The sequence below is a fragment of the Enterococcus sp. DIV1315a genome, assembly GCF_051712325.1.
In the GTDB taxonomy this organism is placed as follows: domain Bacteria; phylum Bacillota; class Bacilli; order Lactobacillales; family Enterococcaceae; genus Enterococcus; species Enterococcus faecalis.
This window is the reverse complement of record NZ_JBIOOS010000001.1, coordinates 983,166-1,006,776: the sequence shown is the minus strand read 5'-3', so window position 1 is coordinate 1,006,776 and position 23,611 is coordinate 983,166. Positions and strand designations below refer to the sequence as shown.

Below are 23,611 nucleotides of genomic sequence, written 5' to 3'. Positions count from 1 at the left end.
CTCTCACCTTTCTTCAATACATACTTCTGCTTCTAAAGGAAAATGGTCGGAGGGAAAACGTCCATCGATACTATCTGTTAAACTTGCGGTTTGCTGTACTTGCCAACCTTTTACATAAATATAATCAATTTCTTCTAATTCCGCCCAAGGTTTTGTGTAAGTAAAATTTTGAAATGTTCCTCTTGGGCCATAATGAGTAGCTAAATTTTTGCTATCTTGAAATTTTTTTTGAACAAGTTGATGAACTGCTTCCTCCGACTCTGCATTAAAATCGCCCATTAATAAAGTTGGATACTGTGCAATTTTGTCATGTAACTCCTCTAAGATAACGGTCATTCCTGCTAAACGAGCATGAGCTGAAATATGATCCAAATGAACATTGATGACTAAAAAAGGCGTATTTTGAGTCGTTTCCTTAAATAGTCCCCACAAAGCAATTCTTGGACAGCCAGCTTCAGGATGGATACTTGGCTGCTGAGGTGTTTCAGATAACCAAAAATACCCTGTATCAATAGCCTGAACTTTTTGTTCGTTATAGAGAATCGCTAGTCCTTCTCCTTGACCATCCCCTTCTCTTTCCGCAGAAAGACAGGTGAATGTTGTATACGCCTTTAAATCCCTGACTTGATTCGGTCGTACTTCTTGAATACAACAAAGGCTCCAATCATGAAAATTGATTAACTGACAAACAGCCTCTTTACGAAAAGACCATTGCCAATCTTGGTCATACTCTGTATCTACCCGGACATTATACGTAGCTATTTTCATTTTTAACCTCCTGCAATAGTTGTTGAATTTGACGCATTTCACGACGGATCTGGGTTGTTTCACCGCCACCATGGCCTTTTTTCCAATACACTCTGACTGCTTTTCTTGCCTTTATCTGATGATAAGAAGGGAAAAAATCTTTCATTGGACATATCGGATCGTGACTCCCAACAGAAGCAAAGACTGGATTTTTAATTTGCGAAACAAAGTGACGACTATCAAAATAAGGAAGAACCGCGGCAATTTTTTCATGCGCTTGAGGATGCTCTTGTAAGTACTGATGAATAATTTGATACGAACCCGTTCCTTCTGCTACTCGATTTTCTAAACAAGAATGACTTGGAACATCTGCAAAAGTAGCTAAAATCGGGAAGTCAACTAAACTGTTCACCATTAACACTACGCCACCCCCTTGGGAACCACCACGAAGAATGATTTGGTCCTGATTAATTTCAGTAAAGGTCCGCACCACTTCTACGCTACGTAAATGGTCGGCAAACAAGCGGCGTTGGTACCAATCTTCTTTGTCTAGAAATCCTCGTCCCATTGGTGCTTCATGCCAAATTGTTTGATATGGCACACGATCTTTGGTTAATCCCCCTTGACCTCGATTATCAATGACAAAACAAGCACAACCAATTTGTGTCCAATGAGCAAATTGCCAAGGTTCTTGAATATGATTCATATAGCCTAAACAATCAATCACTATTGGCTGTTTCCCCGCCATTTTAGGAAGTAACAAATAGCCAAAGATGCGCTCACCTAGGAAACTTAAAAAGTCGACCTGTTCCACTTGAACATTTTCCAATGGATAGTCAATGACCCGCCGATGGATATCTAGCGGTATTTTTTGAAGTTCTTCCTTGGTCTTTTGCCAAAACTCAAAATACTCATTCATGTTCCACACCTAACACTTTCTGAAAAAACGCAACTTGAAGAAAAGCCGTTGTCCCGAATCCTAACGCAATATATAAAAACAAATTAAGCTTATAGAAAAAAACAAACGTTAAAAGAGGTAAAATAAACAAAATAATCGCATTTGCACTATTACTTAAGACCACATAAACCGTCTCACCTAGTGTCTTTTTAACGGACCAATTAAAAACGGAAAAGAGAAAAAGAAAACTCGTCAAAAATAATGCAACAAAACTTAATAGAAAAATAGCTAAGAAACCTAAACTAGTGGCTATTTTAAATAAACTTGTTACGACAATACCGCCCAGTATAAAAGCAACGAACAAGACACCTGTTAAAATAAAACCTCGCATGATATTATTTTTTAACGCTGTCCAAAACGTTCTTAAAACAGGAATATCTTTTTCACGATACAAACGATAAATCGTTCGATACAACGCAATTAAGCCGACACCGCTAAAGATGCCTGTTATACAGGTAATTAAAAAGAGAAAATTAATAATGATCAGGTTGGCAATAAAAGAAAAAATCCGATAATACCAACCTTCATATGCAAATAGCTTATTCATATTAAAAGAGAAAAGCGGATTTCTCGTTGCTTTATCCGCTTTTCTCTCCTCCTCTCTTACTTAAGTTTGTCTCTGTTTTCCGCCATTTTCTCAGATTTTATTTTTTCAATTGCATCCCATTTATTTGATTTTAAGAATGCTTTGTAGTCTTCTAAAGATTTGTCAAAGGCTTTATCATCTTTCGCACGAATCATTGAAATAACGGTTGTATTTAGTTTGGTTTCAATCGCTTCATTCGCACGAGCTTCCGGCGTTCCTGCATCTGGATTAATATTTTCAATTACGAAATGTGGGACTAATTTTCCTTTGCCCCATTCTTGCATTTGCGTTAAAGCACTTTCCATTGGCACTTTTAGTTTATTAACACGGTCATTGTTAAAGTATAGGAAACGACTAATGCCATATTTTTTGTTGTAGGCATCATTGTCTGTTTGTTCTAATTTTTTCACTTCTGGTAAATAATCAATTTTTCCTTGATCATTGTACGCATAAGTAACTCCTTCAACACCATATTTTGTTAAAATTTGTCCCGGTTCATCAATTAAATATGTGAACAGTTGAGTGACTTTCGCTGGATCTTTCGCATCTTTCGTAATGTAATTACTTAACCAACCTGAAATGCCGGTTTGATTTAATGTTGGTTTTCGGCCAGAAGTGCTACTTGGTCCATCAATGGCTATATAACGTGTGCCAGATTTTTTCATAAATTCTGTGAAGTTCCCACCTTGACCACTGGTTCCAGCAACGAGCATGGTTGCATAATTTCCTTGTTTCACTTTTTCATCAAACGTCGCTCCATCATCTGTGAAGCTATCATCACTAATATTGCCTGCTCGGTAAACATCATTAAATGTTTTTAACCATTCTAAGTATTCTTTATCTAAATTTCGATCATAGTATTTACCATTTTTATCCTCTAAAGGAACACCTAAGAAGTCTTGTAATTTGTCTAAAAATGGTCCTGCACCATCGCCCACTGTGGTAAAGCCCATTGGGGTCATCTCAGGATATTTTTCTTTAATCTGTTGCATGACTTTTTCAAAATTTTCTGGTGTTGAAACGTCTGGCTTGCCTAATGCATTATAGACATCTTCACGAATAACAAAATTATCATTTACTGGGATATTTCCACTTTCATAATCTGCTTTTGTATTAGAGTAATTAGGGTAACCATATGTTTTTCCATCCTCTAAGGCATACCATTTAAACGTATCTTGGTTAACAACTTTCATTAAATAGGGGTCATATTTTTTAGCTAAATCGTTTAAAGAATAGGCCCAAGAATCTGCTTTCAATGCTGCTTGTCCAGTTTTTTCAGTTAATGTCACGATATCAGGCATATCTCCACTTGAAATCATGGCATTTAATTTTGAATCATCGCCGGAAATAAATTCAATATCCACATTTAAATCTTTTTTAATCTGCGCAGTGGTCACGTCTTTTCCAAAAGGTAGCGCCGTCCAATCTGAGTTAATATACCATTTAATTTTGGTCGGTTCTTTCTTCTTATCTAACTTCCAAGCAGGCGTCTTTTCATCTAATTCATACCGATCCTTAATTGAGACATCTGAGCTAGCTTTCTTTTCCCCACCGCTACAGGCCGCTAAACTAACGACCGCCGTTGCCACCAATAAACCGCCTAAAACTTTTTTCATATTGTTCCCTACTTTCTTTATTCTTTTACTGCACCGGCCATCATACCGCCGATAAAGTGTTTTTGTAGTAATGGATAAATGATTAAAATTGGTATCGTTGTAATGACAATTGTTGCCAGCTGAACACCACGTGTCGTTGCCTGCACCACCATATCTGTACTGCCGCTCTCTGTCATGGTACTCAAGTTTGATTGAACAATAATTTCATAAATTTTCATCTGCAATGGATACAGATATTCTTTGGTAATATATAATTTCGTGGTCATAAAGTCATTCCATTGACCAACCCCATTAAATAAAATAATGGTGGCTAATGCCGGTTTTGTTAAAGGTAAAAAGATTTTATAAAAAATTTGAAACTCACTGGCGCCGTCTATTTTGGCGGATTCTTCTAAAGATGGTGGAATTTCTCGGAAAAAGTTCATTAAGATAACTACATCATAATAGCTAAATAAAGCTGGAATGATATATACCCAGAAGGTATCTAAGAGTCCTAATGACTTAATCAAAAGATACGTGGGAATCATGCCCCCACCAAAGTACATTGTAATGACACCCATCGTTGTATAAATATTACGCCCGACTAGTCTAGATTTACTAAGTCCATAAGCGACAATTGCACAGAACAGCGTATGCGTCGACGCACCGATGACTGTTTTTAAAACAGAAATCAAAAACGCTCGCGGAATGCTACTATCCGAAAAAACTTTCCGATAATTTTCTAACGTAAATCCTTTCGGCCATAAAACCAAGCCTTTACCAGCTAAACCCGAACTTGACGAAACTGAGGAAACTAAAATATTCCAAATTGGCACGATAATTAATAAAGAAAACAACACAAGAATTAACGTATTGAAAAAGTAAAACCATTTGTTTTCTTTTGATTTTCTTTTAATCACAGCTGTTGCCTCCTTTATAAAATAACCGACCGACCATTGTTCATTTTTCTAGTAATGCGATCTGTAATGACTAATAAAACAATTGAAATAACGGAAATCCCTAAACCAACTGCCGTCGCATAAGAAAAGTCCCCTTGCGTTAGCCCCATACGATAAACAAATGAATTAATTACTTCTGATTTGTTTTGGTTTTGAGCATTCATTAAAACCAACGTTTGATCTAAGTTCGATCCCAATAAACCGCTAACATTTAAAATTAAGTTCAACGAAATAATCGGCGCTAATAAGGGCAAAGTAATCGTTCGGATTTGTGTTAATTTTGAAGCACCATCAATTCTCGCGGCTTCATAAAACGTTGGATCAATGCGAGACATGCCAGCAAGATAGAGAATCGTGCCCCAACCTACTTCTTTCCACAAATCAGAAAGAACAGCAATCCACCAATACTTATCAGGATCTAACAAATGATTGACGCCCTGATTCATTAAGCCTAACGACATCATGACTTGGTTGATAAAGCCATTTGTTGAAAGCCACGAAATCAACATCCCGCCTAAAACGATCCAAGAAAAAAAGTGCGGAATATAAGAAATTGTCTGAATCACTTTTTTTAAATGGCCATCTCTCATTTCAAAAATCATTACCGCTAAGATAATCGGAATAGCGAATCCTAAAAAAAGTTTCATTAAACTAATCGCTAAGGTATTACGAACTGCTTCCCAAAAAAAACTATCTTCCATAATGATTCGAAAATTTTCAAGTCCAACCCATGGTGCAGAAGAAACCGTGTCAACAATCGTATAATTTTTAAAAGCAATGATAATTCCATAAATTGGAATGTAGTTAAAGACAATCATGAATGCTACACCCGGAAGTACCATCCAATGCAATTGCCGCTGATCATAAAACTTTTTTAGTTTTTTCATAAGCAGGGTTCCTTTCTTTTTAGTGAAACGTTTCTACAAACAGATTATACATTCACTTCAAACGGTTGTAAACCCTTACATTATGGTTTTATTTAAAAATAACAGCATTAAAAAGCGCTATAGACCATTTATAAAGAAATTATTTCCCCTGCTTCTTTTTCCATAAAAATACTCTTTTCTAGATATTTTAAAGCATTTTATAGAAACGTTTCACCAAAATATGAACATCTTTTTCTTAAAAATAATTCTGTTAAATAACAGAAAAAAGTCTGGTCGGATTGACCAGACTTTTTAAATATAGATAGTAAAATGTGTAATTTCAGGGATCACCCCAAAACGGGCATGAATGGCGGTCGTCCCTAAGCCTGTATTAACATATAGTTGCGTTTCTTGGTCCAACTGATACAATCCTCTGGTATACTTTTCAGCTAAAACATTTGTGATTGGATAAAAAGGAATCCAAATTTGTCCGCCATGGCTATGTCCTGCTAAAACTAACTGTGTACCCGTACCAATAAATGCATCCGCGACATCTGGTTCATGGGTCATTAATAACGCATAGTCATACGTTTCTCGATAGGATAATGTTTCTGAAACGGAAGGATTTCCTAATAACGAGTCATCTAAACCACCAATAAAAAGACGGCGTCCATCTGCTAAGGTTACTGTTTCTCCTTGGTTTTTCATAACGGTAAAGCCACTGGCCTCCATGACTTCATCATACACCGCAGAAGCACCGCCACCATAATCATGATTTCCCCAAACTGCATATTTTCCAATTGTCGCTTGTAACTGTTTTAACTTTTCAATCATCGGTTCTTTTTGTTGCGGATTTTTGGCATGATTGTCAAATAAATCACCTGTAAAAACGATAATATCTGGTTTTTCACGATTGACTTTTTTTATGACTTTATCTAACCGCTTCGTCTCATAAAATTCTGAAACTTGTATATCCGAAAGTTGCACAACATTCAATGGTTCTCGTTGATTTTTCTTTCCCAAAGTCACCTGATTAACGTGAACTAAATTCGGCTCAATCTTCCACGCATAGATTGGGAGTGCGATAATTAAGAAAAAAAATAAGAGCATTATACTTAAACCAATTTTTTTAACCACATCACTCGCTCCTTTCTTTTCTTTGATTTCCGAAGACTTAGTATAGAGAAAAATCTTCTTAACCACAATCTAAAACAAAGGAAATTAAGGCTTTGTTAAACAACCTAAAGAATTTCCACAATCTCTTATCCTTTTCTTAGCTTTTTTATAAAAAAAGCTAGATAATTTCATCTGTCGATGAAATTATCTAGCTAGAACATTCTTCTCTTAATGATGATGTTTTCGAAACGTTTGATAACCAATTAAGCAAAATAAAATCCCCAATAAAATCATTCCAGTTACTGAAAATAAGCCTGCTAACATCTTTCGCATCCTCTCTGTCGCTAAACTTCCTTATTTGTAGTCACTATTTCTTGTTGTAAAATTGGTTGAAATAGACGACGTTCTGCTAATTTTCTTGCTAAAATTGCTTCACTTTTTTTCGTAAAGATACCTAAGTTATGGCGCTTGCCTTTCAAAGAGATATAAGCCAGCCATTTCCCAGAAGCGGTCTGGCTCACTCCTTTGTGTCCACTGCTATTATTTTTGGGGCGTTTACTTTGTAACTTCCCTGGAATTACGCCAGCAACTCTTTGTCGGAAATCCTTCTTTTTACGATGACCGCAACTTTTGGTATGGCCATTCAACAAATTTTCACAGCGAACCCAGCAAGATTGTCCGCACGAACACAGACAATACGCTTTCATTGTCTGTTGAATACTTTCAATCCGTACCACGACTAATTCATGATAGTTTTTTTTCAACATTGTTTGATAGCGATGGTGAGCACATTTCGTTCGATACCCACGAATTAGTTGTCTTCTTGAAGCTTCTGCATAGCTCCCACAAGAACAGCGACAGGCCCAAACAATCAGCCCTTCTTTTCTTTTTGCCGTTGGTGCTACTACTGTCAACTCACCAAACTTTTGACCAGTTAAGTCTTTATAGTTACCTGCTTGTCTCAATTGACTATCCTTCGTATTCTTGTTCTCGCCACATCTCGATTGGGTTTCTCTCATAGTGCTCATTTTTCTGAGTCTCTCCCTTTCTTAGTTCTCTGACCACCTCAGCAAATACTTGCCAATCTTTTGTTTCCGGCAAATGACGCCATGTCAATTGACGACACCGTACTTTCGAACTATAAAAATCGGACAAATACAAATCGGTTTCTAAGGTTAATTTGTGATCAATCATGACATCCATATAATTGAAAGAAGCAATAATTTTTGCAATAAAGCGGTTATAATCCTCCCCACCAGAAAAATCAACAAATACATGAATCGTTTTTTCAATTGCGCAAAAAGACCGATCATTTAACAAACAAAACATAAAATCATAATATAGATGCACGCGTTCATACATTAAAAATCGTTTTTGATGCAGCGACTCTGTCTTTTGTATAAAACCATCTAAGGCGCGATGAATTTGAGGAAACCGCTCTTCAAAGAAACTGCTCTGCTTGGCGGGAATAAATGCAGCCACTGAAAAGTATAGGCGGTCCCAGCGATAACAAATCAACTTTAATTTTTCTTTTGTTTCCACCGTAATTCGCTTTTCAAAGAAAGGAATAACACTATTCATATGATTAATAAATTCGTCTAACATGGTTAACTTATCTGGAAAAACAATCGGACTATCAATGTATTCATTTAAACTTAAAAAAAGAAAAATATATGAAGTCTCTTTGCCAAAATCCTCTTTAAAAAGAGGTGTTTCGCTTGTATAGATTTTTTCAAACGCATGCTGTAAACAGCTAGGCACATGAACTTCCGTAAAAGAGTCCACTACATGATCAGAAAATACACGAAAACGTTGGATCGTTAAAAGAATAAATAGTTGTGCGCTTTGATTAAGACTAAACGTTCTTTGATACATCAGTTGTAAATCGTTTATAAATCGCTTAATGCCAGGACTATTTTCCAGCAAAATGTTAGGCAGCCTTTCTTGATTACTTCCATAAAAATAATACAAACATTGAAAACAAAAACTTCGGATATTTTTCTCTTCTCCAACCAAGCCTGTTGACTTTAATTTAATACGCCAATTAGCTAAAATCAGATTTAGTTTATACGAGAAGGCATAAATTTTGCTTTTGCTCATAAAATGAATTTGAGAAAATTCTTGAATCGTATGCTTTTGATAGAGGCCCACATCAAGAAGTAACTTGGCCATTAGTGATTGATCAAAATAATATTTTCTTAAGGCTTGATAATCAATTTGCGATAATTTTTGCGCACTAATCAGTCCTTTAGCTGGAAAAAGAATTTGACTCCTTGAAGAAATCTGTGTACATTCATAATTTATTTGACGGCACAACGATTCTAACTTTTGAGTGGATAAATCAAAATATCCATAAAATTCTTCTTTTAATAATGGACCTTCACTATTCATAAAAGTTTGATAAATAAGTAATTTATCTCGGAATTCTTGGTCTAATAATTCATCTAACAAAGTAGTCACATTTTCAACTCCAAACTATCACGCCTTAAGTATCTATTTTTTTAACAAGACGTGAGTGTCAATCTTGCTTATTTTTTCCACAAATTTAAAAATGATTCTTTCAATATTTAGGAATCTTCATAGAAAAGTATTATTTTAACCAAAAAAAGCCCCCTTGCGTCACCAAGGAGGCTTTTTTTGTTATTTTTTTACTTTAAATTTAAAGAAAAGCTGATTTGTTTGACTAATTTTCTGTTTCTTTTCTAGCCTATTCGTCAAAAATGATTGAAACTTTTGGTTCGTCTTCTATACTATCTTCCTATAAAGTTCTTACTCTTTTAAGTATCAGCTTCTGTCAATAAAAGTCCTCATTTGGCATTGCTAATCTGAATACAGTATGACTACTTGTTGCCGCTATTTTTTGCTGTTATTTTACTCTTTAATTGAAGCGCTAGAAACGCTGTCAACTGTTGGCTTTTCGGTCGCTGACTCTTCTTCATGGACTGATGCACTTGAGACACTATCTGCCGTTTCTGGCGCTTCTTTTTTGGAGGCACCACTGACTGCATCGACGTTGTTTCCACCGACTAATTCTTGCCCAGTTTGTTTTAAATACCAATCAACAATTGGTTTAAAGTCTAAAATATACTCATTAATTCCCGCGTAATTTCCATTATCATCATACATCGCTTGATAATTATGCACTACATAGGTATCTGGCCCGTGCATTGGAACATGAACGCGAATAGCATCTGTTTTTCCTGACCGTAATTGTTGAATCACCCATTCTACATTTTTCAATGCTTTTGGCGGATGGCAATTCGCTAATGGATTACCAACCTGTCCTGGTTGCCGTTTAGCAAACATTTCTTCAGCAGCCATTTTTTTATTGTAATATAAAAATTGATTATTACTGTCTGCGTAAGTCAATTCCATTGGCATTGATTTTAAGAAATAATTTAGCTGATCTACGGTTAAAATGCCTCGATCTAATTTTACGTATGTGTCGCCTTCCACAGCCTGAACCGCTTCTGCTGCTTGTTCTACCCAATCATCTGCTGCCATATCAACCCCTTCGATCGTTGTTTCAATGGTTCCTTTTGCATGTAAATCCTCAGGTAAGTCTTTTGGATTAGCCCCTTCTAATTTTGAAATCACATCAATGAATTCCACGAATTTTTGTAATGTGCTTTCTAAAAATTGACGTGTTCCCTCCGCAATTAAGTTGCCGTTTTCATCAAATGCTTCTTTAGCTTTTCCTAATAAAAACTCGTTTCCAGGCATCACGATTGCATTGACACCAGGTGCATCAAGAATTTGACGGAGATGTAATTGCGCACGTGAGGTTCCTTGATCATAATAAGAGCAACCAACAATCATTACTGGTTTATTTTCCAGCGGATGAATTTTGAAAGATAACCATTCTAACACACTTTTCAAACCGGCAGGAATGGTATGGTTATGTTCGGGCGTCGCAATAATTACGCCGTCTGCTTGTAAAATTTTGCGATTCATATTCTGAATCAAGACACTGTTCGTTTGATCCTTACTTTGATTAAACATTGGAATATCTTTAATTTCTAAAATTTCCAAGTCGAACATTTTATAAAACTCTTTGCCAATATATTGCAGTAGTAACCGATTATAAGAAGAATCAGCGTTTGATCCGACGATCCCAATTAATTTCATTTTATTCACTCCATTTCGTTAAATCGTTTCCCATGAGAAATTTTCTGCTTCTTTTTTATTTTGCGCATGCGCATGTTTCAGCTGTTCTGTAATTTCAATAAATACACAAAAATCTGCAAACAAACCAGCTAGTTTATCTATTTGTTCTGAATCTTTTAACGCATTGTTTTCATCAAAAGCTTGTAAGGAATGCGCTAATAGAAATTCAGAGCTTGGCATAATTCGTGCTTTCAATTCAGGAGCATCTAAAATTTGACGTAGATGCGCTTGTGCTCTAGAGGAACCTAACGTGCCATAGGATGCACCAGTAATCATAACTGGTTTATCAACAAACGGAAAAATCCCGTAAGATAACCAACTTAGAGAATTCATCAAAGAAGCCGGCACCGCATGGTCATATTCAGGCGTACTGATAATGACGCCATCTGCTGCTTCAATTTTTTCAGCAACCGTTTTAACTATTTCTGGCAAAACTTTGTCTTCTGGCTTGTTAAACATAGGAAAGTCAACAATTTCAACTAGTTCAATGTCAGCCTCCTGCGCAAAATAGTGTTGCATAAATTGCAAAAGTTGACGATTGGTTGATTGCTCTGAGTTCGTTCCTACTAAGCCGATAATTTTTTTCATAATGAGCTGTCCTTTCTTTTTCGGTTCTATGAATGGATAATGTGAAGAGTATCTGCTAACCCGCTGCTATATAAAATTTGCTGGTCTTGTGTAATGATGACTCCTTCAATCCCATCTAGTTGATTGAGGATTTCAAGCGCTTCTGGAATTGGATAACCAAATAAACGCGTTGTCCAAATCTCACCATCCACTGAAGCATCCGAGATAATTGTGATGCTGGCCATTTCAGTTTCCAATGGGTATCCGGTTGTCGGATCCAACAAATGGTGATAGACTCGCCCAGCTTCGGTTAAACTTCTTTCATAAATGCCCGACGTCACAACCGATTGATTAGCCACTTCGACAAGTAAGCTGATTGTTTCTCTGGATTTTTGCGGATTGCGAATACCAATTCGCCATTTTTTGTTTTGATGCGTAGAGGGCCCCAATGTCACAATATTGCCGCCCAGATTAATCAAAGCAGACGTAACATGGACTTCTTTCAAATAGGCAATTAGTAAATCAGCGATATAGCCTTTTGCTAAAGCCCCCAGATCTAATTTCATTCCTTCTTCTTCCAAAAAAACCGTTTGTTTTAAGGGATTTAAGTGAATCTTTTCTGGATTAATTTTTTTCAAACAGGCTTTAATTTCCTCGTCTGACGGGACACGGGCATCTTTAAAACCGATTCGCCACGTTTGAACTAACGGGCCAATGGTAACATTCAAATGACTAGCTGGATCACAACTATGTTTTTTCCCTAATGCAATTAATTGATACAACTCTGGATGAACGCTGACTGGTTTTTGCCCAGCTTGTTGATTGACAGCCATCAGTTCCGAAGTTGAATCATTTGCACTAAAACGTTGTTCATAAGTGATCAATCGTTGATGCACTTCTTCTAGAATTTTTTCAGGTTCTTCATGGTCTACAAATACATCTATTACTGTGCCCATCAAATAAATAGTTTGACTTTGTTGCACCTCAAGACTTCCTCTCCACGAAAGATTGTGTTTTATTTCACATTTATTCACAAATGAATCATACGCCTTTATTTGATGCCAGTCAAGTCGTTTATATATTTTTTTATATAAAATAACGACCTTAAAATTTTCATTTAAGGTCGTAACGCGTCTTGAACTCTTTTAAAAAAACGCTTTTTTTATTATATTTTGAAAATAAATATATATAATTTTCTATATAAACTAATTATTCTTAGATAAAATTGTTTCTTTCAATGTTTGAATTGCTTCCAACAAGATGCGGTTTTTATTGATTTTTGCATACGCGCGGGCATCTTGTAGTAGTTCTAAAATTTGCTCTTGCGGCTTTTCTTCAGCTAAGGCATTTTTCGCAAGCTGGAAAGCTGCTCTTGCCAAGTAATACGTGACGTGATTATCAGAACAGATGGAAATCGCATACTCTAACAAAGCATCACTTGTTTCTAAATCGCCTTTTTCTGCATAAAAAACACCACAGTGAAAGACAACATTTAATACTCGCCAAGTATCTTCCATTGATTGAATAGTATAAAGATAAATTTCCTTGAAGACCTTATTGAAATAAAATTCGGCTTTCTCAATTTCGCCTTCTTTGGCATAGGCCATGCCAATTCCAGTAAAAGCTAACAAACGGTAAATATCGCTCGTGTATTTTTGCTCTTCAAACAGAAGTTTTTCAAAGGTAAATAAGCAATCCATCAACGAAGCATTTTGAAAAATCATGACAAAGCCTTGTAAATAATAATATTCTAATAACAGTTGGGAATCTTTGATTTCATCAAAAGGAATATTTTTTAAAATTGTTTGCAATTGGTCATGTTCGCTGGTAATCAAGAAGAATTCTGCTTCTTCCATTTTTTCAAGAATTTCAGGTTGTTTAATCCCTACGCGCGGGAAGAGTTCCCCCAAAGGTAGCTCTAAACGATTACATAGTTGGATCAATATTTTTAAAGTTGGGACTTGACCATTCTTTTCAAAGCGACTAACCGTAACTTGCGTACAAATCCCTTTAGCCAATTCACTTTGCGACAAACCACGTGCTTTGCGTTTTTCTATAAACCGTTGTATATTCATTGCTTTTCCTCTCATTCTCATCTTCTCAAACTTACTATAATACAACTTACCTTAAAAATATATATAGAAAAAGAAAAATGTTTATAACAAAAAAGAACACAGACAACTCTTTCATTAAAAGTTTGTCTGCGCTCTATTAGAACCTGAATCACTAAACGTCAATCCAGCGTTATTTAATCAATCCGATACGTCCTACTTGCTTTGTTTAGAGAGCAGCTCTTTTTTTAGCTTCTTTCACAAACGTATTCATGGCCTGATATAATTTTTCCTTGATTTCTTTGAGATTAGCTTGTTGTAATTCTTTATTGGCAACTAACTGTTGACCGTTCACCCAAACGGCTTCAACATTGCTAGCATTTGCTGAATAGACCAACGCTGAATAGGCATCAAAAATCGGAAACATATTAACTGATTGCGTTTCAATTAATGTTATATCCGCTTTTTTGCCCACTTCCAATGAGCCGACTTGCTCCGCCAAGCCTAACGTTTTAGCGCCCCCCATCGTTGCCAGATAAACAATTTCTTTAGCAGGAAACAAAGAGCGATCTTGGTGTGCTGTCTTATGAAAATTCGCAACCATACGCATTTGGGTGAATAAATCTAATGTATTCCCACTACTAGGTCCATCCGTGCCTAAACCGACAATAATCCCTTGATCAAGCATTTGCTTAATCGGCGCTACGCCTTTGGCTGATTTAGTATTCGCACCAATACAATGAGCGACACGCGCTTTTCCATTAGTAGCAGCTAAACTCGCAAGATCTTCATCTGTTGCCAAAATACAATGCGCTAAAATAAACGGCTCGCTCAAATAACCCAGTTCTTCTAAGAAAGCAATTGGTGTTTTTTGATAGGCTTTTTCAAACTCAGCCATTTCATAAGTCATTTCAGCAACGTGCATGGTCACAGGAACTTGGTATTGCCGACTAAGTTCAATAATTTTTGCCAACACTTCTGGTGAATTGGTATTCGGTGCATGTGGCGCAAGTATAGGCGTAATCAACGGATGGCCTTGCCACTTGCGAATAAAGGTTTCCGCGTAAAAAAGACCGCCTGAAGGCTCTGGACTATCACAAGTGGGCATATCAATGATCGTCTCTCCGAGCAAAGCACGAACACTCATTTTTTCACAACTTTTAGCAATTTCATCTTCAAAATAATACATATCACAAAAGCTCGTAATACCACTCAGTAACATTTCAGCAATTGCATAATCACTACTGCATCCTACTAATTCTTTTGTCATGAATTGTTCTAATGGAAAAAGAAAACGCCGGAGTCGATCTGGCACATCGTCTCCTAACGAACGAAACGGAATCATGCCTACATGGGTATGGGTGTTAATCATCCCAGGTATTAAAATTCCATTTTGGCCATCGATTATTTGATTTGCAGCCACTCGCTTTTCATCAAGTGTGGTCATTGATGCTAATTCCACAATTGTGTCTTCTTCAATCACTAAATAGCCGGCTTTGATTTCTGAAAATTGCTCATCCATTGTTAGTATATGCACATTTTTAATGAGTGTTTTCATGCAAAAGAACTCCATCCTCTGGAAAAACTAATGGATAGAAACGTTGTGACTTCGTATCCATCATCCCAAAATCTGTCACTTTAATGGCTGGCGAGACAGGTAATGATAGTGTAGAAAAGGACATGATTTCATTCATATTTTGATAACCTAACGCTTGCATAGCTTGTCGGACTTTTTGTAAAGAAGCGCCTAATTGTTCAATCGGTGCTTGCGATAAAATCCCACCAATTGGTAAAGGACAAGTTGCCATCACTTGCTGATCCGAAGCAACCAAATAGCCGCCTTGCATCGCTAATAATTCATTCTGCGCTAACAGAATATCCTCAATCGTATTACCCATCACCATTAAATTATGATGATCATGGGCCCAGGTTGTCGCAATGGCTCCTTTCTCGGAAAGAGGTTGATCCATTAAAGAAAAAGAAATATTACCATTTTTTCCGTAACGTTCCATCACAATTAATAAGGCGCAGTTGGCTTTTTGCCATTGCAACAATCCATTTTCAACAGGAATTTCTTTTGTAATTCGTTCTGTAAATGTGCCAATTTCTTGTTTTTGAATCACATTACAACGAACTGTTTCTTTTGTTGTAGCCACCTTTAAAAGTAAATCTTCTTCTGTTAACTTTTTACATTGGATGGTTTGTTGGTAAGCGGCTGGAAACTCTTCGATTTTTTCTGGATAATGGAAGGGCTCGCCTTTTTCAAAAACGACCTTTCCAGATTTATAAACCGTATTAATATCAAAACTTTCTAAGTCATTTAATAACAAAAAGTCAGCTTTTTTACCAGGTGCAATTTCGCCACGATCATGGAGACCCATTCGTTTGGCCGGCGTATAAGTTGTCATATAAATGGCTTTTTCGATAGGCAACCCTGCTTGAACGGCTTTTTTGACATTTTCATTTAGATGACCTTTTAGCAAATCATCAGCCATCACGTCATCCGTGATAATACTTGCATAATTGTAGAAGTCATTGTCTACTATCACCTGAATGTTTTCAGGAGTGATTGATTTATTTTGAAATTGAATAAAGACGCCCGCTTCAATTTTTTCTTTTAACGTTTTAGGAAATTGATGGGTATGATCTGAAGTGATACCACTATATAGAAAATCTGCTAACTCTTGATCTTCGATTTTAGGACAGTGGCCTTCTAAAGGCATGGTTGGTCGTTGTTTTTGGCACAAATCGATAATTTGACGAATTAAAGAATCTGGCTCATAGGAAATCCCTTTAAAATTCATGGCTTCCCCTAAACAAATCACTTTTGGCTCTTTGAGTAATTCTGCTACTTCTGCTAAGCCGATAATCCCACCAGTTGTTTCTAATTCGGGAGTGGTCGAAGGAACCGAGGAAGGAATTGCGTGAAAGATATCTAGTTCTGTTTCAGCGGCCATAAAAGCTTTTAAGCCTTCTAAGCCAAATACGTTAGCCATTTCATGGGCATCGGCAATCACCGTTGTCACACCGTAACGCACTACTGCTTTGGAAAAAATAGTAGGTGTCGTCATGGAACTTTCAATATGCATGTGTGCATCAATTAAGCCGGGAATCATCCATTGATTCTCGGCATTAATTGTTTTTTTGGGCTGCAAATTGACGTTCTCTTCTTCATAAATGTAATAAAATTTATCATTTTTAATTGCAACATTTCGTTGAACGAATGTTTGAGTGACTGTTTGATACAGCCACACATTTTTTAGTAGTACATCGACGTTCATTTTGTCCCTCTTTTCTAAAACTATTGATTCATCGTCCGATTCCATTGATCAATCCAATCCGCTAGTTGACTATTAATAAAATTAAAATCGACTGTTTTGGCACGTTCGGCAATGGCACCATATGTTTTATTTTTCGCTTCTTTTTCGCTTAGCGTTACTTGTTGATTTGTAGGTCCTTCATTTAACGAAATCGCTTTGGCCTTTTGTGATTCTTCACTAATCCGTGCGTTAACAAATTTAAAGGCGGTTTCTTTGTTTTGTGCTTTTTTAGGAATATTGACTGTATTATAGTTGGCATACGTGCCGCTTTCTGGGACGACATACGTCACGTTTTCTGCTGCGCCTTGAATAATATCAACCGCAAAATCAGCAACCACAGCTGCTTCAATTTCACCAGATTGGAACATATTAGCTAAGTCTGACGATTTTGAATACGTTTTAACAACGTTTGGTTTTAATTCTTTCATCGCTTCAAAAGCGGCCTTCCCGTTATCTTTTGTAATATCTTGACCAGCATGTTCACTGGCAACGTATAACATTAAAGGACCTGCCGTCGTGGCAACGTCTGGAACAGAAATTTTACCTTTCAAATCAGCTGACCATAAGTCATCCCAGTTCTTAATTTCTTTGCCTAATTTTTCTTTGTTGTAAACAATCCCGATACTGTTTACAGCGATTGGTACGCCAGCACCACTTTCAAAAACCTCTTTTGCTCCCGGCGTTAACTGACTTAAATTAGGTACTTCTTTTTCTGTAATTTTTTCAAATAACCCTTCTTTTCCACCTTGTGCTGCATTTGCTTGTGCTAATTCAATAACATCAATTCCCGCATTGGGATTATTTTTTAATTTCGTAAAGCGGTCTGCGCTATTGCCTACTTCTAAGGTAACTTTCGCTTCATTTTCTTTTTCAAACGGAGCGATAATGTCTTTTTTGACAATATCTTCACTTAATCCGAAAGTTGAAACGACTAAAGCATTACTTCCACCTTTGCTCTCGCTTTTCGTAGTTGCTTCGCTGTTTCCACAAGCAGTCATTAATAACGTTGCAGCGACTAATGTCCCTAAAATTACGCGTTTTTTCATTTTTAAATCTTCCTCCAAAATGGTTTTTATTTTTCTAAAATAACTAATTTCTCAGCTGGAAAAGCCAAGTGAATGGTTTCGTTTGTTTCATATAACTGTTCACTTGTTCCATTAACCAGCAATGTACCTAACGCTGTTTCCACTTCATATTGATAGCTTTTCCCTAAAAATGTTCGGACAGCGACAGTACCTGCGACAGTATTAGTAGCAGCTTCTGAAACAATCTCAATGTCCTCTGGACGAATCGTTGCCACCGTCGTTGTAACATTTGGTTCAGGATTAGTCGTTTTCACTATTTGATTTGTTTGTGTCCGATAATGACCAGCTTCCATTTTTTCGACAGAGAAAAAGTTTTCAAAACCGATAAATTCAGCGACAAACTTAGTACGAGGCAAACGATAAATCGTTTCTGGTGAATCATATTGTTCAATCACGCCATTATTCATAATGGCCACTTTATCTGAAATAGAAAAACATTCTTCTTGGTCATGTGTGACAAAAACTGTCGTAATGCCTAATTGTTGTTGAATCCGTTTGATTTCAATCCGCATTGCCACTCGCAATTTTGCATCTAAATTACTCAACGGTTCATCTAGTAGTAATAGTTTAGGTTCAATAATCAGAGCACGTGCTAGCGCAACCCGCTGTCTTTGACCACCAGATAATTGTTTTGGATAACGGTCGCCCAAGCTTTCTAAACCACATACTTTTAGCATTTCTGTGACTTTTTGGTTCATGGTTTGTTTATTTTCTTTGCGTAATTTCAGCCCAAAAGCGACATTTTCTGCAATCGTTAAATGGGGAAATAACGCATAGCTTTGAAAAACCATCCCGAAGTTTCTTTTATGGACAGGAACCTTTGTTAGTTCTTCTTGGTCAACGAAAAACTGTCCGTCGTTTGGCTTAATTAATCCAGCAATCACTCTTAGCGTAGTCGTTTTACCACAACCACTCGGTCCTAATAAAGAAACTAACTCTCCTTTTTCCATTGAAATATTTAAATCTTTTAAAATATCTTGTTTTCCGTCATAGCTGACGCGAATATCTTTTAAATCTACAAAAGTCAAAATTTTCTCCTCTTTCTATCTCGTGCTTCTTCCATGTTTTAGGCAATGGAAGCTAGTCCCAACGTTTTTTCAATTAAAAACATTAAGCCCATTGTTAGTAGCATCAACAATACAGAAATTGCTGAAACAGTTGGATCATAATTGTATTCCATATAACTTAATAAAGAAGTAGGCAGCATCGTCACACCGGGACCTGATAAAAACATCGATACAGGAACATTGTTAAACGAATTGACAAATGCTAACATAAAGGCTGCAAAAATTCCTGAAGACACATTGGGTAAAACAATTTGAATAAAAGCTCGCAATCTTGTACAACCTAATGTCCAAGCTACTTCTTCCATTGAATAATCTAGTTGTTCCATACTTGATCCAACCACTCGAATAATATAAGGCAAACTAATTAAAAAATGCCCCATTAACAATCCTTGAAAGACAGGCAAACCTAATTTAATAACAATATATTGAAATAACGTATACCCGACCACAATTCCTGGAATCACAGTTGGGGATAAGAAAAAGCTTTTAATAAAGTTGCGCCCGCGAACGGAATAACGTGCCAGCGCATAGGAAGCCGGAATCCCTACTATTAATGCTAAAACAGTCGCTAATACCCCAATCAACAAACTTAACTTAAAACTGTCCATAAACGTTTCCGATTGTAAGGCTTTGGCGTACCAATCTAAAGTAAATCCTTTAATCGGAAATTGAATCGCTGCGGCTGTTCCAAAAGAAGTCACCACAATCAAACATAATGGTAAAAATAAAAACAGAAAAACTAGAATTGCAATAACAGATAGTCCTTTTTGCTTACGCATGATTTGCTTCTCTCCGATCTACTTTCTTAGCGACCATGTCTAGGCCTTTCATCACAATTAATGTCGTTAAAATCATAATAAATGCAAGAACACTCGCCGATTGCCAATCACCTAAAGTATTAGCCTTTTGATATAAGAAGGTCGACATCATCATTTTTTGGTTACCACCTAATAGCTGTGGCGTCGTATAAGCCGTTAAAGTTCCTGTAAACACTAATATACTTCCTACAATGGTGCCTGGAATTGATAAAGGTAAAACAATTTTCCGAAAAGCCGTCATTGGATTGGCGCCTAGCGTCTCAGCCGCTTCTAGCATTTCTCCTTCAATGTTTTCCATAACCCCAACTAAGGTCATAATCATTGTTGGTAAAAATAAATACACTGAACCGATAATAATTGCAAATTCTGTATACAATAAATTCAGCGGTTGCTCAATTAAGCCTGTTTTTAATAACAACGTATTCACTACACCGTTTTTTCCTAAAATGTTAATCCAAGCAAAACTTCGAATAACTGAATTGGTTAATAATGGAAACAAGGTCATAGCCATTAAAAAGCCACGCCATTTTTTGGAAACTCCAGCAATAAAGTATGCCGTTGGAATGCCCAACACAATTGAAATACCCGTCACTATTAACGAAACTCTTATCGTTCGCCAGAAAATTGAAACATTATAGTCATCTTTAAAAAAAGTAACATACTGATTTAGTGTCAAGCCATGATCAGTAAAAATGGTTGGCAAAATGCTAGTAATTAATGGAATCATTAAGAAAAATAATAATAGTACTAGCCCCGGTGCCACAATTAAATAAGGAACTTTCTTGTTCATTCGTACACTCCTCGTTCGTTTTTTCACTTCATCAGTATACGCAAGGAAAGCGTATATTTCAACACATTTTCATCTTTTTGTTCGTTTTTAAACCCGAACGTTCGTATATTTTTTCGAAAAAGGTTATTAAAAAATAAAACACGAACATTAAACAAAAAAACACAAACAAGACTGTTTGTGTTTTTTGTCAACTTTTTTATTTATCACTTAATTTTCTTGGAACGTTTGATCCTTTTCCATCATTTTCACTATAATACCATCTTGATACACCTGATAATATCCGAACAATTCATTCTCTTTTGAGACACTATTCTTTTCAGATATAATTTGAACAACATAACTTCCTTTATTTGACTGCTTAAACGTATAATGAAACGCCGAGTCATTCGTTGGTATCCCTAAACCATTTTGTAAAAATTCAATCGCTTCCTGTTTAGTATAAGATTCTGCTTCTAATTGCGTTCCTAAATGCGGATTTTTTTGATCAACAACTTGTCTTGCTTTGTCATTATTAGCAGACTTTTCTATAACGACTTCCTGTTGCGAATTCCTACTTCCTGAACAGCCAGTTAATACAAATAAAATCACCAACAACCCCAAACACTTACTCAAAGTTTTCTCCCCCTCTCCCTTTTCATTAGTGATACCTGATGATTTCTTTTATATTTTAGCATGCTTGATATAACGAATGGTGCTCAAAAAAGACAGAATCAACAAGTAAAAATTGTCGACTCACCTTTCTCAACTAATATTAAAAACTATCTGTCTCAATATTTTCGAATTTCCTGTAAATTACTGATAAATAAAAACAGCTCCTTTTGCGTATACTTATATTATCAGCACCTAAAGGAGGAACTTTCTTGAAGCAAAAAAATCTACTCACTTATCAATCACTTGCAGCCTTGTTGCTAGTATTCAGTCTCTTTAGTTTTGACCCATCGGTTTCTTTTGCCACCCGTTCTGGAAAAACGCCTGTTTCAGTTGAACTAGAAATTGGAGGGCTGCCTGGTGATGAATCGGTTGACGATGCCATTTATCCTGATTTAGAAAATCCTAACACTAGTTTTGACTTGCTCTTTATTCCGAAAGAATTTACTTTTGAAACCCAAGCGATTTCTGGTGATTTAACGGCAGTTCCTATACGACCTTCTGAAGGCAATACTCATACAATGAGACACTTCGGGATGGGGGATGTTCGCGGAGCCTTAACTGGTTGGCATGTCACTGCTGAAATCCCACACATGCGAAACGAAGCTCATTCTTTACTAGGCATCATTACGTTTCAATTAACAGGCGGCTATGCTCGCTATGACAAAACGTTAAGGCGTTTCTTTATGACAAATACAATGTATGGACTGGATTTTTCAGAAGATCCTGCTGCACCCGACTTCCCGACCAACCCAATTATTATCGGTAACGGTGCCACTTTAATGAGTAACGCTGGTGATAGAAAAGGACAAGGAATGTGGAGCGGCCGCATGACCGATATTTCTCTTGCAATCCAAACCCCTGTTTCACAATTATTTCCTGGCGCATATACAGGTTCGATTATCTGGAATTTAATCTCTGGACCTGCATAAAATAAAAAAGCGCTTAGAAAACTAGCGGAATCACTACTCTTCTAAGCGTTTTTTTATATCATAAGGACTATTTGCTCCTTCTATTTGTCTAAGCATGCTTTACCGCTTTTCGTTTAACGAATCACTTGGCCCCAACGGTAATCAAACTGATACTCTTGATTACCATTATTCAGGTTAATTTTGTATAAATAACGCGGGACTTTAATGAATAACGCATCCTCTACTTGAAAAGCTTCAATAGGTACATTTTCTTTAGTTAAAAGCAACGGTGTTTGCCACTCGTATGTTTTTTTCTGCCAATTGTATAAGCCAACTATCGCTTGATTACTTTGTCTTTTCTTGTATGACAGAACATAATAATTTGCTTCATCTTTCTTGCCTAATAAGACTGGTGCTATTAGTTGCTCTTCTAGTTTTCCTTGCACTGTTGCACGTTCTTCCGATGACAGCTCTTGACCAATTTGACTCTCATTTGAATCTACCGTCCATTTAGGCGCTTCTTGTGTTTGAAAGACTTCTTTGAAAGTTCGGTCTTGTTTTAACTGCCAATTTTTCAAATCTAATTGATAATATCGATTGTTTAATCCATAAATATAGAGATAGCGATTATCCATAAAACGATAATCAACGAAATCAGAGCTTAAACAGTCTTTTAATTCAGGGAATTTCTTCACTAAATCCCCTTCAGAAAACTGTTTTTTCCCTGTTTTTGTATCTAGTAAGTAAATGGCCTCGTTATCAGCATTATTCAAAACCACATATTGATCTGTTTGACCAATTAAATAATCACGCCAACCTAAACGTTTACTCCACATTCGTTCGCCCGTCTGACTATTAACAGAAATCACTTGGAACAATGAGTTACTGGTGCTAATGCCATTCGTTCGTCCATTTGGAATAATCATTCGCTCGATTGAAGTTAAGCCTTTCGTTTTTTCAGAATAAAACGTCGCACTTTTCTCTTCAATCGTTACTGAACGAAACATTCCGAAAAAGATTAAACCAGCAAAATGTACCACTGCAAGATAAACCAACAAAATTAACGCATAGGGAACCAGTCTCCTTGTACTCCGCCTTCTTATTAAGGAAATAACCAAAATACCACTAATTACTATAAAAATAATTGCTACAATGATGACAAAAATGTCATGATAGAGCCAACCAGATAATTGCCAACTTCTATAAAGTGTGTCCATTAGGCCATCCTTTCCAATTGTTATTTACTTATTATAAAAAGGATACTATTTTTTTTTGAAAAATAACAACAAAAAGCGACGATCAGCAATAAGCCCATTCAAGTTGACTAACTAGGTCAACTTGAATGGGCGTGGAGAAATGT

22 protein-coding genes are annotated in these 23,611 nt (G+C 36.5%); 1 reads left to right on the top strand and 21 read right to left on the bottom strand.

The genetic code is table 11. From position 1 onward, the window contains the following. Positions 1-3 precede the first annotated feature (3 nt). The 20 genes from IGJ03_RS04900 to IGJ03_RS04805 all read right to left on the bottom strand — a co-directional run bounded on the left by IGJ03_RS04900 (position 4) and on the right by IGJ03_RS04805 (position 21,304). Positions 4-768 (bottom strand): endonuclease/exonuclease/phosphatase family protein, encoded by a 765-nt coding sequence (locus IGJ03_RS04900; RefSeq protein WP_010822724.1) that lies wholly within the window; start codon positions 766-768, stop codon positions 4-6. Then, positions 749-1,666: an acetylxylan esterase gene (locus IGJ03_RS04895; protein WP_033598838.1), complete on the bottom strand. Its 918-nt coding sequence runs from the start codon at positions 1,664-1,666 to the stop codon at positions 749-751. Before IGJ03_RS04895 ends, IGJ03_RS04900 begins: the two co-directional genes overlap by 20 nt. Further along, positions 1,659-2,252 (bottom strand): hypothetical protein, encoded by a 594-nt coding sequence (locus IGJ03_RS04890; RefSeq protein ID WP_375804691.1) that lies wholly within the window; start codon positions 2,250-2,252, stop codon positions 1,659-1,661. The genes IGJ03_RS04895 and IGJ03_RS04890 overlap by 8 nt, the downstream gene beginning before the upstream one ends. Before the next feature lie 56 nt (positions 2,253-2,308). Then, positions 2,309-3,907 carry an ABC transporter substrate-binding protein gene (locus IGJ03_RS04885; RefSeq protein ID WP_002357899.1) on the bottom strand — a complete coding sequence of 533 codons (1,599 nt, stop codon included), beginning with the start codon at positions 3,905-3,907 and terminating at the stop codon, positions 2,309-2,311. Positions 3,908-3,924: 17 nt separating this feature from the next. Beyond that, complete coding sequence (locus tag IGJ03_RS04880) at positions 3,925-4,806, bottom strand: carbohydrate ABC transporter permease (protein WP_002357901.1); 882 nt, start codon at positions 4,804-4,806, stop codon at positions 3,925-3,927. Between the two features lie 14 nt (positions 4,807-4,820). Beyond that, a complete protein-coding gene (locus IGJ03_RS04875) occupies positions 4,821-5,732 on the bottom strand; it encodes an ABC transporter permease (protein WP_002382199.1) in 912 nt (303 codons plus the stop codon). A gap of 291 nt (positions 5,733-6,023) precedes the next feature. Continuing rightward, positions 6,024-6,914 carry a metallophosphoesterase gene (locus IGJ03_RS04870; RefSeq protein WP_438711084.1) on the bottom strand — a complete coding sequence of 297 codons (891 nt, stop codon included), beginning with the start codon at positions 6,912-6,914 and terminating at the stop codon, positions 6,024-6,026. A gap of 257 nt (positions 6,915-7,171) precedes the next feature. Next, positions 7,172-7,846 carry an AP endonuclease gene (locus IGJ03_RS04865; RefSeq protein ID WP_016614976.1) on the bottom strand — a complete coding sequence of 225 codons (675 nt, stop codon included), beginning with the start codon at positions 7,844-7,846 and terminating at the stop codon, positions 7,172-7,174. After that, positions 7,797-9,287 carry a helix-turn-helix domain-containing protein gene (locus tag IGJ03_RS04860; protein WP_010825173.1) on the bottom strand — a complete coding sequence of 497 codons (1,491 nt, stop codon included), beginning with the start codon at positions 9,285-9,287 and terminating at the stop codon, positions 7,797-7,799. Before IGJ03_RS04860 ends, IGJ03_RS04865 begins: the two co-directional genes overlap by 50 nt. A 411-nt stretch (positions 9,288-9,698) precedes the next feature. Further along, positions 9,699-10,955, bottom strand: a complete 1,257-nt coding sequence (locus IGJ03_RS04855) for an NADPH-dependent oxidoreductase (protein ID WP_159110099.1) — start codon at positions 10,953-10,955, stop codon at positions 9,699-9,701. An 18-nt stretch (positions 10,956-10,973) separates the two neighbouring features. Next, positions 10,974-11,582 (bottom strand): NADPH-dependent FMN reductase, encoded by a 609-nt coding sequence (locus tag IGJ03_RS04850; protein WP_104866618.1) that lies wholly within the window; start codon positions 11,580-11,582, stop codon positions 10,974-10,976. A gap of 26 nt (positions 11,583-11,608) precedes the next feature. After that, positions 11,609-12,544: an FAD:protein FMN transferase gene (locus IGJ03_RS04845; RefSeq protein WP_010824556.1), complete on the bottom strand. Its 936-nt coding sequence runs from the start codon at positions 12,542-12,544 to the stop codon at positions 11,609-11,611. A 222-nt stretch (positions 12,545-12,766) separates the two neighbouring features. Next, positions 12,767-13,657 (bottom strand): helix-turn-helix domain-containing protein, encoded by an 891-nt coding sequence (locus tag IGJ03_RS04840; protein ID WP_002382193.1) that lies wholly within the window; start codon positions 13,655-13,657, stop codon positions 12,767-12,769. Between the two features lie 184 nt (positions 13,658-13,841). Next, the gene (locus IGJ03_RS04835) at positions 13,842-15,170 is read right to left on the bottom strand and encodes an amidohydrolase (protein ID WP_104866617.1); all 1,329 of its coding nucleotides are present in this window, start codon (positions 15,168-15,170) and stop codon (positions 13,842-13,844) included. Further along, positions 15,154-16,938 (bottom strand): adenine deaminase, encoded by a 1,785-nt coding sequence (locus IGJ03_RS04830; protein WP_162783962.1) that lies wholly within the window; start codon positions 16,936-16,938, stop codon positions 15,154-15,156. Before IGJ03_RS04830 ends, IGJ03_RS04835 begins: the two co-directional genes overlap by 17 nt. Further along, positions 16,914-17,978 carry an ABC transporter substrate-binding protein gene (locus IGJ03_RS04825; RefSeq protein WP_002357914.1) on the bottom strand — a complete coding sequence of 355 codons (1,065 nt, stop codon included), beginning with the start codon at positions 17,976-17,978 and terminating at the stop codon, positions 16,914-16,916. The genes IGJ03_RS04830 and IGJ03_RS04825 overlap by 25 nt, the downstream gene beginning before the upstream one ends. A gap of 26 nt (positions 17,979-18,004) precedes the next feature. Next, positions 18,005-19,045, bottom strand: a complete 1,041-nt coding sequence (locus IGJ03_RS04820) for an ABC transporter ATP-binding protein (protein WP_002419164.1) — start codon at positions 19,043-19,045, stop codon at positions 18,005-18,007. A gap of 38 nt (positions 19,046-19,083) precedes the next feature. Further along, positions 19,084-19,863, bottom strand: a complete 780-nt coding sequence (locus tag IGJ03_RS04815) for an ABC transporter permease (protein WP_002357916.1) — start codon at positions 19,861-19,863, stop codon at positions 19,084-19,086. Then, the gene (locus IGJ03_RS04810; RefSeq protein WP_002382189.1) at positions 19,856-20,692 is read right to left on the bottom strand and encodes an ABC transporter permease; all 837 of its coding nucleotides are present in this window, start codon (positions 20,690-20,692) and stop codon (positions 19,856-19,858) included. The genes IGJ03_RS04815 and IGJ03_RS04810 overlap by 8 nt, the downstream gene beginning before the upstream one ends. Positions 20,693-20,899: 207 nt before the next feature. After that, complete coding sequence (locus IGJ03_RS04805; RefSeq protein WP_104866615.1) at positions 20,900-21,304, bottom strand: hypothetical protein; 405 nt, start codon at positions 21,302-21,304, stop codon at positions 20,900-20,902. 206 nt (positions 21,305-21,510) lie between these two features. On the opposite strand from IGJ03_RS04805, the gene IGJ03_RS04800 reads away from it, so the two are divergent. After that, complete coding sequence (locus IGJ03_RS04800; RefSeq protein ID WP_016615732.1) at positions 21,511-22,272, top strand: WxL domain-containing protein; 762 nt, start codon at positions 21,511-21,513, stop codon at positions 22,270-22,272. Between the two features lie 113 nt (positions 22,273-22,385). Here the strand turns inward: IGJ03_RS04800 and IGJ03_RS04795 are convergent, their stop codons facing one another. Next, positions 22,386-23,468, bottom strand: coding sequence for a PA2928 family protein (locus IGJ03_RS04795; RefSeq protein WP_141435581.1), 1,083 nt, complete (start codon positions 23,466-23,468; stop codon positions 22,386-22,388). Positions 23,469-23,611 lie beyond the last annotated feature (143 nt).